Raw genomic sequence first — 15,820 nt, 5'->3', positions numbered from 1 at the left:
CGGAGACGAAATCGAATGACTTCGTCAAGCTCTGATATCGGGTGTTGAGCCAATTTTTCGAATAACAGACACCAGTAGGCTGCATTTTGAATACAAATAACGAAATGACATATAAGATAATCTTATACAAAAGTCGTCTAATGCTTATAACATCGGACTAAAACCTATTTTATATAGAGGTCGTCGCAAGAAAAGCGACTTTTCCAGACTTTTTAATGTCAATATAAAAAACAATTCGGAGGTATCGGAGCCATGGAACTACTTGAATCCATTGAGCAAGCGTTTCGCAGCGTTGAAAGTCCAGCACCGCATGAATTAAAAGCAATCATTACTGGTTTGGAGCTCACATCTGAGAAGGTAGCCCCTTACATTGAGGAGCCTTCCTATTTACCCTACGGCCGAAAAGTGTTATACCAATCGGAAGAGGTAGAGGTGATCCTGGTCCATCTGCCCCAAGGGCGTCAAACCCTCATTCACGATCATGGTGCATCTGTTGGGTGCGCATTTATTTTGGAAGGTCAGATGACCAATATTATTTATCGGCTTGACGGCTTCGGTTACGCGCAGGTAGTCGGGGAAAGCCAATTGAAGCAGCATCAGTTTCTGTATGCCCCTAAGGGACAAATTCATCAAATGAGCAACTTGGGAGAAGGGCGCATGCTGTCGTTTCATGTTTACTCCCCAAGACTAGCAGGAACTAAGGCGTTTCGTACTTATGAGGAAGTATTGGATTATGTGATATAGAACATCAGATACAGCCGTTCGTTCAATCCCGTTGTGCCAAATATTATCATACCGTTTACAGAAGCAAGTCATCTGTGATACTATGGTAAAAATTTTCCAATGGGAGCTGCTATGAACACTATTCAAGCAATTGTTTTGGATTTGGATGGAACACTTTTGGACAGCAGCCGTCATATTACGGATCGGAGCCTTCGCGCTGTATTGGACTGTCATGATCGCGGTATTCATGTGATTATAGCTACTGCACGTCCGGCAAGATCCGTACGTATGCTGCTGCCTGACGTGCTGCTGGAATTGGGCTGCATCATTTACTATAATGGTGCGCATACCGTTGACTCGGTTCACAGTATGGAGGATCATGTGTTGATCGATCAAGCTGTGGTTTCAGAGATTTATGAGGCGATAATGGATACAAGCCCTGAGCTCATGGTAAGCTTTGAAGCACAGGATTCGATGTTCAGCAACCGCAGCTTAAGCGAGGAACAGAAAGTCATTTTGGGATTTCCTGATGGTGGCCCTGTGCCCATTGTTTTAACCAGGGAGGAAATTAGTCAGCTTCATCCTGCCAAGCTGCTGTTAACTAATGAAAATAACATTTATGCGGAGCTTGAGCGGAGGTTTGCCAATCGTGTGAAGCTTATCTCAACGGACGGGAACAAGCTCATCCAGATTATGAGTGCTGCCGTATCCAAAGCCGCTGCTTTAGAGCATGTATTGAGACGCAGAGGCGTTCACCCGGAGCAGGTGATGGTTTTTGGCGATGATTACAACGACCTGGAAGTATTTAAGCTTTGCGGGCACCCTGTCGCTATGGGGAATGCTATTGCTGAACTGAAGAGCATAGCCACACATATTACGGAGACGAATGACAAGGATGGCGTGGCCGTCGTGCTTGAGCGGTTGGCAGCGTCGCGTCATCTGGCACTCTAGTATTTTTCTGGAATAGGTCAGGCTTAAGACAAGTTCACAAACATGACAATTGCCAAGACTGGCACGATTATGTAGAAAAGCGTCAAATAACGTATACTTAAGAGGTAAGCAATTCTGCTTAAGGGGTTGTTGGTCTCATGAGCCGTTTGAACAGTCAGGAAAAAAAGCTCGTCATTGTATGTGTAGTTGTAACAGGTATCATGCTGCTATCGATTTTGCGTAAATTGTTCAGTTAATGTCTCATTACGGAATGTCGACGCCCCCAAGCTCATAACTATGTAGTAACAGGAACGATCCAGATCAGTTCAAAGGGGGGCAAACCAATGTCATTTTTTGAAAAAATGAAGCAAGGCGCATCCGATGCTGCGAAAAAAGCTCAGCAAACAATGGAAATTACAAGGCTGCGTACACAAATTTCTTCCAAGGAAAAGGAACTGGAGAAAATTTTTACTCTGATTGGCGAATCCGTTTATAATGCTCATGCGGCGGGGGATTGGAAAAAATCGCAGCCAGATGTTGCAGCTTACTGTCAGCAAATTCAAGTGCTGCGGCAGGATATTCAGCATATTGAATTGAAGATCAAGGAAGCCAAGCATGAGAAGGTATGCCAGTGCGGCAAAGTTGTCGCCAGAGAAGTGAAGTTTTGTTCGGTTTGCGGCCACCAGTTTGAAGAGCTGCGAGAACAGGCTGAGCAGGCAGAAACGGTTGTGCACACGATTTGTCGTGTTTGTCGTACAACGAACGAGCCTGATGCGAAATTTTGCGGAAGCTGCGGCATTGCGATGTGACGCTGGTTAGCCCGTGAAATTCCTTTGAATAATTACCATTTTTTTCTTGTAATAGTTAACATGGCGTGATAGTATATAACAATTAAGTGGGAGGGCTTCTAGGGATCCGACGGTGCTGTTAAGCCGGTTCGAACCAAGCGAAGCCGAACGCGAACCGTCGTGTCGCGTTACACCGTAGGGATAAAAGACCTCGAGCAAGTTCCGCCTTTCAAGGCGAACTTGCTCGAGGTCTTTTTTGCTTTACCATGGGAAAGGGGTTAAATACTATGAATGCCATACGTGTAGAAGGATTGAGCAAATCATTCGCGGTAAAGCAGAAGGCAAGCGGACTGATAGGCAGTATGCAATCGCTGTTTAGACCCTGTTATACCGAGAAAGCGGCGGTTCACCGCATTGATCTTAGCGTTGAGCAAGGAGAAACTCTTGCGTTTCTCGGACCGAATGGAGCCGGCAAGTCGACAACGATCAAAATGCTGACAGGTATTTTGCATCCATCCGGTGGCAGCGCGCAGGTACTAGGCCTGTGCCCATGGACGGAGCGAAGCCGCCTAGCGTATCATATCGGCTCTGTATTCGGGCAAAAGTCGCAGCTGTGGTACCATCTGCCGCCAATCGACTCGTTCGAGCTGATGAGTCGGATTTATGAACTGAAGCGGGCGGATTATTTCAGCCGCCGCGATGATTTGGTCCAGCGCTTCGAGCTGGAGCCGTATTTGCACACACCGGTCCGCAAGCTGTCGCTTGGAGAACGGATGCGGTGCGAGATAGCGGCCGCCATGCTTCACCGGCCGAAGATTGTATTCCTCGACGAGCCGACCATCGGGCTCGATGTTATCGTCAAGCACAAAATCCGCGAGCTGATTTTGGAGATGAACCGTGAGGAGGGGACCACGGTTTTCTTGACCTCCCATGATGCGGGTGACATTGAGCAGTTGTGCAAGCGTGCCGTTGTAATCAATCATGGCCAGGTCATCCTGGATGATGATGTGGAGCGGATGAAGCGGGATTTGCTTACCGCTAAGACCATTCACTTGCAGCTGCAGCAGCCTGGAGCCGCGTTCAGCTTTCCTGGCGTAGAAGTGCTCCAGCAGGACGGAAGCATGATGAAGCTCTCCGTCGAAACGACGGAGGCTAGTATCGAGCAGGTGCTGGCGCATATCGTAGGCCATTACCGCGTTGTCGATGTGACCATTGAAGATCCGCCAATGGAGCAGATCATTACCCACATCTACGCCAAGGAATCGGGAATTCAGCGGGAGGAAGAGAGGTAGCAGTCATGCGGGCAGATGCAGGGAACGAAAGCAGAGTAACCGGCGGGCCTCCGGTAAGCAATCAAGGCTTTGACAAGCCGCTTGCGCCACCCACTTCTATTTTTGGAAAGCTGATCAAATATGGCGCTATAGGCAGGGTAACTTTAAGAAATCATTTTGCCTATGTATACGATTTTATTATCCGTTCCATCTTTCTCATCATGATCATGTACATATTTATGCAATTATGGCGTGTCACTTACCAAGGTGAAGGCACGGCACTTATCGAAGGCTACAGCTACGAGCAGATCATTTGGTATATTTTATTCGCAGAAGCGCTTACGACTGCATTTCCAAGTCTATCTACCAAAATCGAGGAGGAAGTAAAAAACGGAGATGTCGGCTATAAGCTGACCCGCCCTCTCAGCTATATCGGATATCACTATGTAGGGTATGTGAGCGAAGTGAGTATCCGCTTATTGGTCAATGTATGTATTGGAGGATTGCTTGGAGTTATTATGTTCGGCTGGCCATCCTTCGGTTGGGGCTGGGCAGGCTTCCTGCTAGTATCCTTTGGTGCGGTGACGATTAATTTTTTGCTTAACATGGTTCTGGCTTTATGTTCTTTTTGGGTGGAGGAAACAAGGGGTCTGGAATTCGTATATCATAAAATGCTGTTTACGATAGGCGGTATGCTGATGCCGCTGGAGCTGTTTCCACAGCAGCTGCAGGCCGTTTGCCGCTGGCTGCCGTTTCAAACAGTGCTCTATTTTCCAGCCAAAACGGTAGTGAGATGGGCTGATGTACAGCTGCTTTCGATGCTGCTGACCCAAGCGGCCTGGGTTGCTGTGCTGGCTGCGGTAGTCGGGCTTATGTATTTGAGAGGTGTGAAGAAACTGAATGTAAATGGAGGATAGCCAAAAGGGGAGAATTGGAATGATCAATAAATGTGTAGGACTCATTTCCTTTGTATGGAGTTGCTGGAAGCTGAATTTAGCAGGAGCGATGGAATTCCGCATGAGCTTTCTGCTGACCGCGGGGATGATGGTAGTAAACAATACGGTCTGGATTTTGTTCTGGGGAATTTATTTCGAGCGGTTTCAAGTCGTGAACGGCTGGTCGCTGCAGGATGTCATGATGATGTGGGCTGTAAGCGCGGGTGGCTTTGGCTTATCCGCTGTGTTGTTCGGCAATGCCTATCGGCTTGCTTCGCTTATCGCAGCAGGGCAGCTGGATATTTTCCTGTCACAGCCCAAACCGGTGCTGCTTCATATACTAATAAGCCGTATGTCCGTTGCAGCCATTGGCGATATATTATTCGCAGTCATTTTGTATGGATTATTCGGCGATTGCTCGGCCATAGGGCTGCTCAAATTTGCGCTTGCCCTGCTTATTGCTATGTTGATTTTTATGTTCTTCGTTATTATTTTCCAGTCGCTAGCCTTCTTTTTGGGGAACGCGGAAGGGTTGAGCCAGCAGATGTTTAATGGACTGCTTGCATTTTCAACTTATCCGACAGGTATTTTTACCGGTTGGGGGAAGCTGCTTCTGTTTACGGTAATTCCCGCAGGCTTCATCAGCTATATGCCAATCGGCTTGCTCCGTGCTGTGGAACCTTTATTTTTGGCTCAGGCGGCAGGTGTGGCTGTATTGTTGTCCCTGGGTGGCACGGCATTCTTTTATTACGGGCTGCGGCGTTACAGCTCCGGCAATATGATGGGCGTTCGAAATTAATTTTGAAACTTTTTCCAACCCTGACGCGTCTACCAGATGTGGTAAAAAATGTGTGGGAAGAGGTTGGAGATGACAGCAAGTACAAAGTATTCTTATAAAGCTAACAAGGAATTAATGCATCAAGCATCACTGGACAAATCTGTGATTTACTGGATATTTCTTTCGTTTATCGGGTTATTTTTATTTGGTTTCCTTTTTCAAACAGCGCTTTTTTACGGCTATTCCGTTCAGTATGAGCAGCCTTTGAACTCTGCGGTTATCACTGCCGGTATTATGCTGTTTTTGTTAAGCATTCATTACTTTTACCGATGGAAGCTGGAGAATGTTGCAGATTTATTAACCTTAGAGGTGTGGAGCATCCCTGCCTTTTATTTCATAGCTTCCTTTCAGGCAGCTTCCAGCCATTATGCCATGTTCATGGTCATGCTGAATATCATGTATGCGGTTTTCTTTGCAATAGGCTCTGTTGTCGCCAAACAGCAGCGAGGAGCGCAATGGATGCAGTATGGGATCGTATTTGCGGGCTATACGGCGGTTTTCTACTGCTTTTTGAACATGTTCGGCAACGCCTATTACAAAGATGCGATTATGCTTGGGATCGAGGGGCTGCGTTTAACCTCCGTCTTTCAATATGCAAACGCATATGCAGCTTATTTGTTGGCTCTGCTGCTATCTGCTCTATGGCTTCTGATGCGATCCCGCAGATGGTATATCATTTTACTGCATGGCAGCATGGTTGTGCCGCTGTTGCTGTCTTTTTTCCTGACGCTTTCCCGTGGCGGACTTGTGATGCTGCCGATCATATTGCTGGCGATTCTTCCTTTCTATACATTCATCCGGCAAATCAGCTTTTTCAGTTATTTGGCTATCGGCTCCGCGGGTGCATTGCTCATTACTGAGCCAATCAGGAAGATTACAACCGACTTGTTCAAGCAAGTTACCGGCGGGAATCCAATGAACCCTAATACTGTCAGCATTTTGGACTCGCAATCGTTGAAGGGCTGGCTTATTATGGGCTCTGTTTCTATTATTACCGGTCTAATCATATTGTGCAGCGAACGCTATGTAATACCGAGGCTGGAGCAAAAGGTGCTGAAGCTGAATAAATACCGCTTTGCCAATCTGTTCATACCCGGTGCTATGATTGTTTTTGGGCTTCTGGCCTTACTCCTTATTTCTGAAAATAATGGGATAGTCAAGCTGCTTCCCTCTGATCTGCAAAAGCGTGTGCTGTCCATTAACTTCCAGCAGCACAGTGTATTGGAACGGCTGACGATGTACAAGGACTCGTTGAAAATCGTTAAGGAGTACCCTGTCACTGGAGCAGGGGGAGGAGGCTGGACTACTTTATACCAGCAATATCAAAACAATCCTTATCTCGTAGAGCAAGTTCACAATTTCTTCTTGCAATATATGGTGGAAACCGGGCTGCTTGGCTTTTTGGCGCTTATCGCATTGCTTATTTCAGTTTATGGGCTGTACGCGAGGCAATTTTTCAAGCAGGGCGAAGAAAGAGGACATTACCAAGTTTTTTATTTGATTTCAGTATCCATCCTGCTCCATAGCATTCTTGATTTTGAGATGAGCTACGGTTATTTGGCTGCCGTTGTATTTCTTTGCTTGGGAGGACTGTCCGCTAGCATCAAGCAAACACTGGCAGCAGGTAAGGCAGGCTTGATTCAATATGTGAATAAAGGCGTATTCCGGTACATATATCCTGCTGCCATTGCTGTGCTCTCGATTGTTGTTATTATTGTCTCGGTAAGAGAGCTGCAAGGTAACCGTTATTACAATGAAGCATTAGTAAAGATGGATTCACCGTCAAATGTTAGCATGGAGGAAGTATTTGAATCATTAGATGCGGCAATCCGTTCTTCACCGGAGCATCCCGCTTACTTAGTAATGAAATTACAGCTGCTGTATCAGGCTTATGGTCAAACCAAGGATGCCCGGTACGAGCAGGAAGCCAAGCGAGTAGCAGCCTTGCTTGATCGCAAGGAGCCTTATAATAAGCCAGCAATGGAAATTGAATACAATCAGAATGCAACAGCAGGCAAACTCAACGAAGCGCTGATGATAACCGAACGCAGCTTAATGAAAACGGTTTGGGGGCTCAATGTTAACCGGGGAGGACCCAATTGGTATGCACGTGCTATTGCATTGAATTATGAGCTTGGCAGCAGAGCGCTGGCCGGCAATCAGACGGAGGCGAATGTCAAGTATTGGAATCAGGCATTGGATTGGTATCGCTTTGTTTTATCGAAGCAAGAGTCGTTAAAAAGTCTCCCCAAAGGACAAATGCAGGGTGAACCGTTCGAAATTAAACCGGATATATCGTTAATTATCGGGCAATTGAACTATTCCCGGCATAATTATAAAGAAGCGGTAGAGGCTCTGCATATGAATGTGAATGACCAAAGGAACCCTGATGTATCGAAGCTGATAGTCAGATGGTATTTAGCTTCGCTGCAGAAGCTGGGGCAAGCCGATATGCCGGTTTACGAAGCCTTTATATTGAAATATCCGGAGGAAAAAGCCGAAATTGCCAAGCTGGCAGGCGGCGCTCTTTAGACCATAAGTGGTTGATGTCAGGTCTTGTTTTCTAAAAATGGTATACTTATTCGACATATTTAGGTATAATGTATCAATAATAAGACCTATAAATCTACGAGATTTTGTCGCAAAGGGGACCGATTTATTTATGAAGGCAGAATATATTAATCCATTTTTGGAGTCAGCTAGAATTGTCATAGAGCAAGTGGCTAACATCAGGCCTTCGACCGGACAACTTGGGATAAAAGACGTAAAATTTGTAGAGAAGTTCATCTGGATCCAGATTGGAATGACCGGACAAATGCAGGGCGATATCGTATTTGGTCTTCATGAGGATGTAGCCTTGAAGGTAGTATCTGCCATGATGGGCGGTTATGTTATAACCGAGATGGATGAAATGAGCAAGAGCGCTATTTCCGAGCTCGGCAATATGATCAGCGGCAACGCAAGCACGATGCTGTTTAATCAAGGCGTCAGGGTGGATATTACTCCTCCCAAATTGCTGCATTCCGCTACTTCCGCAGGATTTTTACCTAAGAAGGCATTGACGATCCCCCTGATTATGGAAGGAATCGGCGAGTTGGATATTCAAGTTTTGATCGTGTAATCAAAATCATTTACAATACAAAGTGGGAGTTTCCTTATGGAAGGAAGCTTTCCACTTTTTTTTGGTTGCTGCGTATTTTGCTTGTAAAAGAAAGTTGTGGAGGAAGAGCCAATGTTCAATGGGAAAATTGCTGTTATTACCGGAGCGTCCAGCGGGATCGGGGCGATTATGGCTAAAAAGCTGTCTGAACGCGGTGCGGTACCTGTTCTGATGGCACGCTCGGAGGATAAGCTGTCACAGGTGGCCGCATCCCTGAATGGAAGGCCCCATGGGATTTATAGGCTGGATGTCACCTCCACCGATCAGGTGATGCTGACGATGCAGCAAGTAATCGATCGCTTCGGGCGTATTGATATTTTGATAAATAATGCCGGATACGGTGTGTTTGAGACGTTTACTGAAGCATCTTTGGATGAAATAGAAGGTATGATGGATGTCAATTACATGGGCACGGTGCGGTGCACGAAAGCGGTGCTACCCCATATGCTGAAGGCGAGGAACGGCCATATCGTGAACATTGCTTCGATGGCTGGTAAAATTGGTTCTGCCAAATCAACCGGATATTCGGCTACCAAGCATGCGGTGCTAGGTTTTACGAATTGCCTGCGCCAGGAGCTGTCGGGCTCGGGTGTATACCTGTCAGCTATTAATCCAGGTCCGATTGATACGCCTTTCTTTGACAAGGCTGATCCGTCCGGCAACTACGTAAAGAACATACAATGGTTTATGCTGAAGCCTGACCAGGTAGCAGATAAAGTACTTAGAGCCATAGAGAGGCGAATTCCTGAGATCGATATGCCATTCGTAGCAGGCTTTGGAGTGAAGCTGTTTCAGCTGTTTCCGCGCGCATTTGATAAGGTAGCTGGAAAAATGATGAATAAGAAGTGAGAAGCAAGCTCCCTCGTCCTTGCGCTGCTTATCATAGACTTGCAATAAAAGGGGATAATTACTTTACTTGGTCATTCCGTATATTGGATTCTTCGATATGCGCCAGCGGCTTGGGCGAGGGAGCCTGCAGTTGCGTTTCGTACGGAGATAGGCTTATTTTTCCTCAAGCTTCTGATTTTTTTCCTTCAACTCCAGATTAAGCTTGCGCACCTCTTCATATAAACTGCGGATGACCGCTCTGCTTTCAGGATGAGATTGGTTCCAGTGGCTTGCGAGTGCAGGCATCGTTTTGTGAATATGATTGTAAACCGACCAGATTTTAATTTTCTCTACCAATTCAGGAGAAGTACTGCCGGTTAATAGCTCGGAAAATTTTTCGACTAGTGCATCGAACTCGGTATGGAATTCAGAATTCATAAAAGATCCACCTTTCAGAACATATTTCAGATTATTAGAACACCGCTACTTCAATGTTTCAAAGTAAGTCTAGCGCACGAAAAGATTTCTGTCAAAAAAAGGTCGATACCTTGCACAGCACCGGAGAATGGAGTGAGTGATTGTGTTGGAAACCGTGCAGGAAAGTCAGTCTCAATCAGGAAATGGCTCCGCTAATGGAGCTATGATAGAGCGGGTACCATTACGCAGTCTTGTAAAAGGTGTTTTGTTGTATAGGCTAACCTATGTTAGTGAAGGGCTGCAGGTCAAAGGCTACCTGACTGTGCCTGACACCGGGAAGCCAAGCCCCGGGCTGATCTACTGCCGTGGCGGAATCCGTAAGGTAGGTATGGTCCGTAAGCGTCGCATTATATCCATGGCGAAGCGGGGATACGCTGTGTTTGCACCGTTTTACCGCGGCAATGAGGGCGGAGAGGGCAAGGAGGATTTCGGCGGTGAGGATCGCTTCGATGTGTGCCATGCGATTACGCTGGTACAATCGCTGCCGGAGGTTCAGCCGGGTCCTGTGCCCTTGATCGGTTTTTCGCGAGGAGCGATGATGGCTATGCTTGCGGCCAAGCAATGCAATCAAGCCGGTCCAGTTGTCGTTTGGGGAGGTGTCAGCGATTTATTCGACACCTATGAGCAGCGGGTGGATCTGCGGAGAATGCTTAAGCGGGTTGTAGGCCACCCGCGCAAGGAGCCGGAGGCTTATGAAAGCCGCTCGCCGGTGTATTGGCTGGAGCAGGTGCAGGTTCCTATTATGATTGTACATGGAACAGCGGATCCTCAAGTCAATGTGTCCCACGCGCATAAGCTGGCCGAAGCTCTCGAGCGAGCAGGCAAGGATTATGCCATGGAGCTGTACGAGGGATTGGAGCACCGTTTTCCAAAAGCAGCGGATGAGAAAGCATTGGATGCCGTTTTTGCATGGATATCACAGAAGCTCAGGGAGATGAGCGAGTCCAAGCCTTGATGTTGGGGGCATGCATTGGTATGATGCTAATAACAAAGGGGGAGTTCGATGAACAGCGGTTTTGCAGCATTACATATTGATGAGGTTTACGTTCGTAAGCTTCAGGATCTAAATATTACTTCGCCTTCAGCTATTCAGGCGGAATCGATACCCGTTATTTTGCAGGGTAAGGATGTGGTGGCCCAGTCGCAGACCGGATCGGGAAAAACGTTGGCGTACGCGCTGCCTTTACTGCATAAAATAGACAAAAGCTCTAAGGATCTGCAAGCGGTTGTGCTGGTTCCAACACGAGAGCTGGGCATACAGATCATACAAACGATAGAGCTTCTTACAGCCGATAGCGGTATTCGTGTGCAATCTTTAATTGGCGGTGCTGCCATCACCAGGCAAATCGACCGCTTGAAGCTGCGTCCACATCTCATAGTCGGTACACCGGGACGAGTGCTTGAGCTGTTGAAGCTTCGTAAAATAAGCATGCATTATGTGCGGACTATTGTGGTCGATGAGGTGGATCAAGTTTTCGAGCTCGGTTCTATGAACGAGACAGAAGCTATTTTCAAAGGGATGCAGCGTGAACGTCAAATGCTGTTTTTCTCGGCGACAATGCCCGAGCCTATTAAAGTAGTGATCGGGCGCTGGATGCAGGAGCCTGTATATGTACAGGTGAATCCGCAGCAGCGAACTTCGGAAACACTGGAACACATGTACTTTGTATGCCAGGAGCGGGAGAAGATCGACATGCTCCGCCGAATTGTCCGCTTGTACAACCCGCCGGCTGCAATTGTGTTTATTAATGAAATAGATGCTGTGGCAGAGGTTGTAGGCAAGCTGAAGTTCGCGAATTTGTCGATCGAAGCGCTGTATGGAGATGCGGGTAAGCAGGAGCGAGCTAAGGTCATGCAGGATTTCCGCGCCGGTAAGTTCCAGCTGCTCTTGGCTACCGATATTGCAGCACGCGGATTGGACATCCCTCATGTCACTCATGTGATTAATCTGGATCCTCCTATTGATGCAGATCATTATGTGCATCGTGTGGGCCGAACAGGACGTATGGGGAAGAAGGGGACTGCGATCTCCATCATTACGCCTAAAGAGCTATTCATTATCAATAAATTTTCCAAAACGCTCGATGTAACTATTGAAGAAAAAGAGATGGCATACGGCAAAATCTACGAACCGGGGAAGAGCCGCAGTTCAGCTGCATCTCAGCACCGTTCGCAAGGAGATCCAGCCAAACGGCGTTCCACTTCAGAGCAAGCGCCAAAGGCTGCCGAAGGCAGAAAGCAAGCTGGCGCTGGGAAGCTGCCAAGAGAACAAGCGGCCAAGCCTCAAACGGCAGCTTCAGCTGATGTATCGTCCAGGCCAGCAACTGCCAAGCCTTCTGTAAAACCGGCAGCGCCTGCTGTTAAGCGGAAGTCGGAGCGTGAGCTTAAGAGGGAGCGCAAGAACAAGGGAGCGCCGCGTTGGTTGAAGGACAAGCCGGATAAGCCAACGACGTAAGGTACTTGCTTTATTTCTTGTGGGAGGTATTCGGAGAGGAGCCGTAAACAGGAGCATGGGGAAGCTGCTGCGGGGAATTATTGTAGGGGTTCTGTTGATAGCACTGCTGGCTGGAGGTCTATATTGGTATGTCCAGCCGCAGACAACATTGGATCTGGTTTACACAGATTTGTCGGTACGCAACAAGCTGGCTGAGATGCTCGCTTCCCGGAAACTTGAAGTCGAGTTGACGGAGCCGGAGGTAAACAACCTGTTGAAGAAAGCACTGGTTTCTCGAAACTCTTCTAATTCCAATAATAATGAGTTAGAGATAACAGGAGCACAATTTACACTGCATGGAAACGAGCTAATTGCAGATGTGAATCTTCTTTACAAGAAGCAGTGGCGAATTGGCGCTATGCTGCAATTCACTGTATCTTGGCAGGAGCCTTATGTAACGGTTGTGCATACGGGAACTCAAATCAGACATATGAATCTTCCTCCTGAATGGTTTCAGCTGAAGCCTATTCAAGTGTCTCTAGATGACTACATGCCTAAGTTGGCCGGGATTAAGAGCATTACATTCCTTGAGCACAGCTTGAAGCTCAGCTTAGGCCTAAAGCTGCGATGAGGCAGAGAAGATGAGTTTGAATGTTATCAATCACAGGCAAAGGAAAAAGCACCTGATCGGAAGGGATTCCCTTTGGAACAGGTGCTTTTTTGTGTGTGGCCGGATTAATGATTGGTATTACTTCGCATATTCTTGTGAATCTTCTTCCAACGATCCTTCTCGGCCCGGGCAGCTCCAGCATTAATCTTGCGCTCATTATAAGCAAGCTCTTTTTGCAGCTTGTAGTAGCTGGAGATCCGCTCCTGGCTCAATGTTCCGTCCGCCAGAGCGGATCGGATCATGCAGCCAGGCTCCTGCTCATGCCGGCAATCCGAGTACCGGCAGCCTGCAGCCAGCTCCTCGACATCGTGGAAGGCTGCGCCTATCGATTCGCTGCCTTCCCACAGCTGCAGCTCGCGCATTCCCGGCGTGTCGATGATCAACGCGCCGCTTGGCAGGACGACGAGCTCACGATGCGTCGTCGTGTGTTTGCCGCGGTCGTCGCCATCGCGGACGCCGCCGGTTTTCTGACGCTGCCCGCCGTATAGGCTGTTCAGCAGCGTCGATTTGCCCGCGCCGGAGGAGCCGAGCAGCGCGATCGTTTCACCCGGCCGCAGGGAGGCCGCGATCTCTTCAATTCCGTCATCGGCCAAGCTGTTGACGGAATAGATGGGCACGCCGAAGGCGATGGACTCCACCTCGCGCAGCCGGGTCTCCAGATCGTCGCACAAATCCTTTTTGGTCAGGACGATCTCGGGGGCAGCTCCGCTTTCATAGCCCAGCAATAGGTATCGTTCGAGCCGGCGTACATTGAAGTCACGATTCAAGGCCATTACAAGGAATACGCGGTCCACATTGGTCGCTACAATCTGCTCCTCCGTAGTTGAACCAGCGGCTTTACGCGAAAACTTGCTTTTGCGTTCAAGAATCCCGTGAATAATCGCTTTTTGCTCCCCGTGCAGTTTGGTCATCCTTACCCAATCTCCAACAGCCGGATAATCTTCACGCCGGACAGCTTCGTATCGAGTTTTCCCGGACAGCTCGCCTAGCCATTCACCGTCCTCAGCGTATATGCGATACAAATGCTTATGTTCTAATGCAACACGCCCAATTGCGCAGCCTTCCTTATCCTGATTAGCAAAAAACGGCTGAAAGCCGTAAGTTTCTAATGAATGATTGTTTTCCATGGATCCTCCCTAATAATTATCTCTAATGGAGCAGGGGGAAGGTCCTATGAAGCTTATGCTCCGCGTTGGTCCTCCCTCTGCTGGTTCAACACTTGCTGTTTAATCTCCATCTGGATATCTTTAACAATTAAGCTCATATAACATCACTCCGTTCCTCATAGATAACAGTTAGTATATACAAATTCACATCAGCTCAACAGGGAGAAAATCACTATAACCGATAAATCTTTGCTGGCAGACAATGGACATAGAAAACTAGTTCAGAGCTATATATATATATTTGCTTTGTGCAAACAAATAGTTTATATTGAGGATAACGGCAGTTCAAAAGGAGCTGGTACAATTGACAAAAAACCGTGAAGAGCTTGAAAAGCTGGCTTACGGAACACTGCGATTCATTCAAGAATTCAAATTGGCGCAGAACCGAAGGAAGGACCTGGATCGGGTCGCTTTTGAAATTCTTATGCTTATCAAATTGCGGGGACAGATCCGTCCTTCCGATATTGCCGGGGAGCTCGATTTTAATCCTTCCTCCATCACCCGACGTATCCAATCGTTACAGCAAGCCGGGCAGATTGCAGTTACTACTGCACCGACAGATCTTCGATCAAGCTTGATCAGTCTCACACCCGAAGGGGAAGAAGTGCTGATCCGGTTTCTTGACAGAAGTGTCGACGGTTTAGAGTTGATACTAAAGCAATGGAATGAAGAGGATGTAAGTGTATTCGCGGCAATGCTGTCGCGTTTTGCGGATACGATGAAGGAATGGCGTCTCGACCCTGACCAAACGGAAACCAAGGAGTGATAAATCGCTATGACGAATAACGAGGATTTAAAAGACCAGCAGTACTCGAACTCCGACAAGTTCAATGCTCGAATCCGCCTGCATGCTGCATTCAGCACTAATCCATATCCTTGGCCATTCTGGGTAATGGATCAGATTGAACAAGCGCAGCCTGCCAAGGTCCTCGAACTGGGGGGAGGCAACGGATTATTATGGATGGCCAATGCAAGTAAAATTCCATCTCATTGGGACATCACCGTCACTGATTATTCCGAAGGGATGCTGAATGATGCGCGCAATAACTTAAGCGTTCTGAACCATGAAATAAAATTTGAAGTAATAAACGCAGAAAACATTAACTATCCGGATCATACCTTCGATATTATTATAGCGAACCATATGCTATATCATGTAAACAGCCGGGAGAAAGCTTTATCGGAAATAAAGCGAGTCTTGAAACCGAGCGGAATCTTTTACGCGACAACAGTCGGAAGCCGCAATATGCTGGAAATGAAACAATTGGTTAAAGAGTTTGATCCGGATTCCGAATATGAGCAAGTATTGGGAGCAATCGAAGCTAACTTTTCGCTGGATAATGGGAAAAAACAATTGCTGTCGTTTTTTACTGACGTTTCCATAGTCCAGTATGAGGATGCGCTGCTTATTACCGAGAGCGATGCCTTAGTCGATTATGTTTTATCATGCAATGGCTTGGCGGGCGGCAAGACTGTGCTAGATCCGTTAAAAGCGGAATCGTTCCGAACATTTATAAATGCCAAAATGGATGAAAACGGAGGCAAGCTACACATAACCAAGGAATCAGGGATGTTTGTCAGCAGAAGCTTATAAAAATCT

At 47.3% G+C, this 15,820-nt stretch carries 16 protein-coding genes; 14 read left to right on the top strand and 2 right to left on the bottom strand.

Going from position 1 to position 15,820, the window contains the following annotated elements; translation table 11 throughout:
- The first annotated feature begins 252 nt into the window (after nucleotides 1-252).
- The 9 genes from NV381_RS00995 (at nucleotide 253) to NV381_RS00955 (ending at nucleotide 9,494) form a co-directional block, all read left to right on the top strand.
- Nucleotides 253-744 (top strand): cysteine dioxygenase, encoded by a 492-nt coding sequence (locus NV381_RS00995; RefSeq protein ID WP_258211383.1) that lies wholly within the window; start codon nucleotides 253-255, stop codon nucleotides 742-744.
- A gap of 111 nt (nucleotides 745-855) precedes the next feature.
- Nucleotides 856-1,674: an HAD family hydrolase gene (locus NV381_RS00990; RefSeq protein ID WP_258211382.1), complete on the top strand. Its 819-nt coding sequence runs from the start codon at nucleotides 856-858 to the stop codon at nucleotides 1,672-1,674.
- Between the two features lie 323 nt (nucleotides 1,675-1,997).
- Nucleotides 1,998-2,462 (top strand): zinc ribbon domain-containing protein, encoded by a 465-nt coding sequence (locus NV381_RS00985; protein WP_258211381.1) that lies wholly within the window; start codon nucleotides 1,998-2,000, stop codon nucleotides 2,460-2,462.
- A 266-nt stretch (nucleotides 2,463-2,728) separates the two neighbouring features.
- Nucleotides 2,729-3,733, top strand: a complete 1,005-nt coding sequence (locus NV381_RS00980) for an ABC transporter ATP-binding protein (RefSeq protein WP_258211380.1) — start codon at nucleotides 2,729-2,731, stop codon at nucleotides 3,731-3,733.
- Between the two features lie 5 nt (nucleotides 3,734-3,738).
- Entirely contained in the window at nucleotides 3,739-4,629 is an 891-nt protein-coding gene (locus NV381_RS00975; protein WP_258211379.1) for an ABC transporter permease, read from the top strand.
- Nucleotides 4,630-4,648: 19 nt separating this feature from the next.
- The gene (locus NV381_RS00970; protein WP_258211378.1) at nucleotides 4,649-5,446 is read left to right on the top strand and encodes an ABC transporter permease; all 798 of its coding nucleotides are present in this window, start codon (nucleotides 4,649-4,651) and stop codon (nucleotides 5,444-5,446) included.
- Nucleotides 5,447-5,515: 69 nt separating this feature from the next.
- Complete coding sequence (locus tag NV381_RS00965; protein WP_258211377.1) at nucleotides 5,516-8,017, top strand: O-antigen ligase family protein; 2,502 nt, start codon at nucleotides 5,516-5,518, stop codon at nucleotides 8,015-8,017.
- Between the two features lie 130 nt (nucleotides 8,018-8,147).
- Nucleotides 8,148-8,606 (top strand): chemotaxis protein CheX, encoded by a 459-nt coding sequence (locus NV381_RS00960; protein WP_171654498.1) that lies wholly within the window; start codon nucleotides 8,148-8,150, stop codon nucleotides 8,604-8,606.
- 111 nt (nucleotides 8,607-8,717) lie between these two features.
- On the top strand, nucleotides 8,718-9,494 hold the full coding sequence (locus tag NV381_RS00955; RefSeq protein ID WP_258211376.1) for an SDR family NAD(P)-dependent oxidoreductase: 777 nt from the start codon (nucleotides 8,718-8,720) through the stop codon (nucleotides 9,492-9,494).
- A 153-nt stretch (nucleotides 9,495-9,647) separates the two neighbouring features.
- Here NV381_RS00955 and NV381_RS00950 read toward each other — a convergent pair whose 3' ends face one another.
- Entirely contained in the window at nucleotides 9,648-9,911 is a 264-nt protein-coding gene (locus tag NV381_RS00950; protein WP_258211375.1) for a YusU family protein, read from the bottom strand.
- 202 nt (nucleotides 9,912-10,113) lie between these two features.
- On the opposite strand from NV381_RS00950, the gene NV381_RS00945 reads away from it, so the two are divergent.
- From NV381_RS00945 to NV381_RS00935, 3 genes are read left to right on the top strand one after another with little or no spacing between them, the layout of a single operon-like run.
- Nucleotides 10,114-10,905, top strand: a complete 792-nt coding sequence (locus NV381_RS00945) for an alpha/beta hydrolase family protein (protein WP_419182233.1) — start codon at nucleotides 10,114-10,116, stop codon at nucleotides 10,903-10,905.
- Between the two features lie 48 nt (nucleotides 10,906-10,953).
- Entirely contained in the window at nucleotides 10,954-12,405 is a 1,452-nt protein-coding gene (locus NV381_RS00940; protein ID WP_258211373.1) for a DEAD/DEAH box helicase, read from the top strand.
- 55 nt (nucleotides 12,406-12,460) lie between these two features.
- Entirely contained in the window at nucleotides 12,461-13,015 is a 555-nt protein-coding gene (locus NV381_RS00935; protein ID WP_258211372.1) for a hypothetical protein, read from the top strand.
- A gap of 104 nt (nucleotides 13,016-13,119) precedes the next feature.
- Here NV381_RS00935 and rsgA read toward each other — a convergent pair whose 3' ends face one another.
- Nucleotides 13,120-14,181 (bottom strand): ribosome small subunit-dependent GTPase A, encoded by a 1,062-nt coding sequence (rsgA, locus tag NV381_RS00930; protein WP_258211371.1) that lies wholly within the window; start codon nucleotides 14,179-14,181, stop codon nucleotides 13,120-13,122.
- 343 nt (nucleotides 14,182-14,524) lie between these two features.
- On the opposite strand from rsgA, the gene NV381_RS00925 reads away from it, so the two are divergent.
- Both NV381_RS00925 and NV381_RS00920 read left to right on the top strand, forming a co-directional pair.
- Nucleotides 14,525-14,986 carry a MarR family winged helix-turn-helix transcriptional regulator gene (locus NV381_RS00925; protein WP_258211370.1) on the top strand — a complete coding sequence of 154 codons (462 nt, stop codon included), beginning with the start codon at nucleotides 14,525-14,527 and terminating at the stop codon, nucleotides 14,984-14,986.
- A 9-nt stretch (nucleotides 14,987-14,995) separates the two neighbouring features.
- Complete coding sequence (locus tag NV381_RS00920; RefSeq protein ID WP_258211369.1) at nucleotides 14,996-15,814, top strand: class I SAM-dependent methyltransferase; 819 nt, start codon at nucleotides 14,996-14,998, stop codon at nucleotides 15,812-15,814.
- Nucleotides 15,815-15,820 lie beyond the last annotated feature (6 nt).

Source organism: Paenibacillus radicis (ex Xue et al. 2023) (genome assembly GCF_024722015.1).
Classification (GTDB): Bacteria; Bacillota; Bacilli; order Paenibacillales; family NBRC-103111; genus Paenibacillus_S.
This window is presented reverse-complemented; position numbering and strand designations above follow the sequence as displayed.

Bases quoted from the DNA above. Each gene is read 5' to 3' on its own strand.
- NV381_RS00935 (WP_258211372.1), top strand. From the start codon at position 12,461: ATGGGGAAGCTGCTGCGGGGAATTATTGTAGGGGTTCTGTTGATAGCA.
- NV381_RS00970 (WP_258211378.1), top strand. From the start codon at position 4,649: ATGATCAATAAATGTGTAGGACTCATTTCCTTTGTATGGAGTTGCTGG.
- NV381_RS00940 (WP_258211373.1), top strand. From the start codon at position 10,954: ATGAACAGCGGTTTTGCAGCATTACATATTGATGAGGTTTACGTTCGT.
- NV381_RS00965 (WP_258211377.1), top strand. From the start codon at position 5,516: ATGACAGCAAGTACAAAGTATTCTTATAAAGCTAACAAGGAATTAATG.
- NV381_RS00990 (WP_258211382.1), top strand. From the start codon at position 856: ATGAACACTATTCAAGCAATTGTTTTGGATTTGGATGGAACACTTTTG.
- NV381_RS00960 (WP_171654498.1), top strand. From the start codon at position 8,148: ATGAAGGCAGAATATATTAATCCATTTTTGGAGTCAGCTAGAATTGTC.
- NV381_RS00980 (WP_258211380.1), top strand. From the start codon at position 2,729: ATGAATGCCATACGTGTAGAAGGATTGAGCAAATCATTCGCGGTAAAG.
- NV381_RS00950 (WP_258211375.1), bottom strand. From the start codon at position 9,911: ATGAATTCTGAATTCCATACCGAGTTCGATGCACTAGTCGAAAAATTT.
- NV381_RS00985 (WP_258211381.1), top strand. From the start codon at position 1,998: ATGTCATTTTTTGAAAAAATGAAGCAAGGCGCATCCGATGCTGCGAAA.
- NV381_RS00975 (WP_258211379.1), top strand. From the start codon at position 3,739: ATGCGGGCAGATGCAGGGAACGAAAGCAGAGTAACCGGCGGGCCTCCG.
- rsgA (WP_258211371.1), bottom strand. From the start codon at position 14,181: ATGGAAAACAATCATTCATTAGAAACTTACGGCTTTCAGCCGTTTTTT.
- NV381_RS00945 (WP_419182233.1), top strand. From the start codon at position 10,114: ATGATAGAGCGGGTACCATTACGCAGTCTTGTAAAAGGTGTTTTGTTG.
- NV381_RS00955 (WP_258211376.1), top strand. From the start codon at position 8,718: ATGTTCAATGGGAAAATTGCTGTTATTACCGGAGCGTCCAGCGGGATC.
- NV381_RS00920 (WP_258211369.1), top strand. From the start codon at position 14,996: ATGACGAATAACGAGGATTTAAAAGACCAGCAGTACTCGAACTCCGAC.
- NV381_RS00995 (WP_258211383.1), top strand. From the start codon at position 253: ATGGAACTACTTGAATCCATTGAGCAAGCGTTTCGCAGCGTTGAAAGT.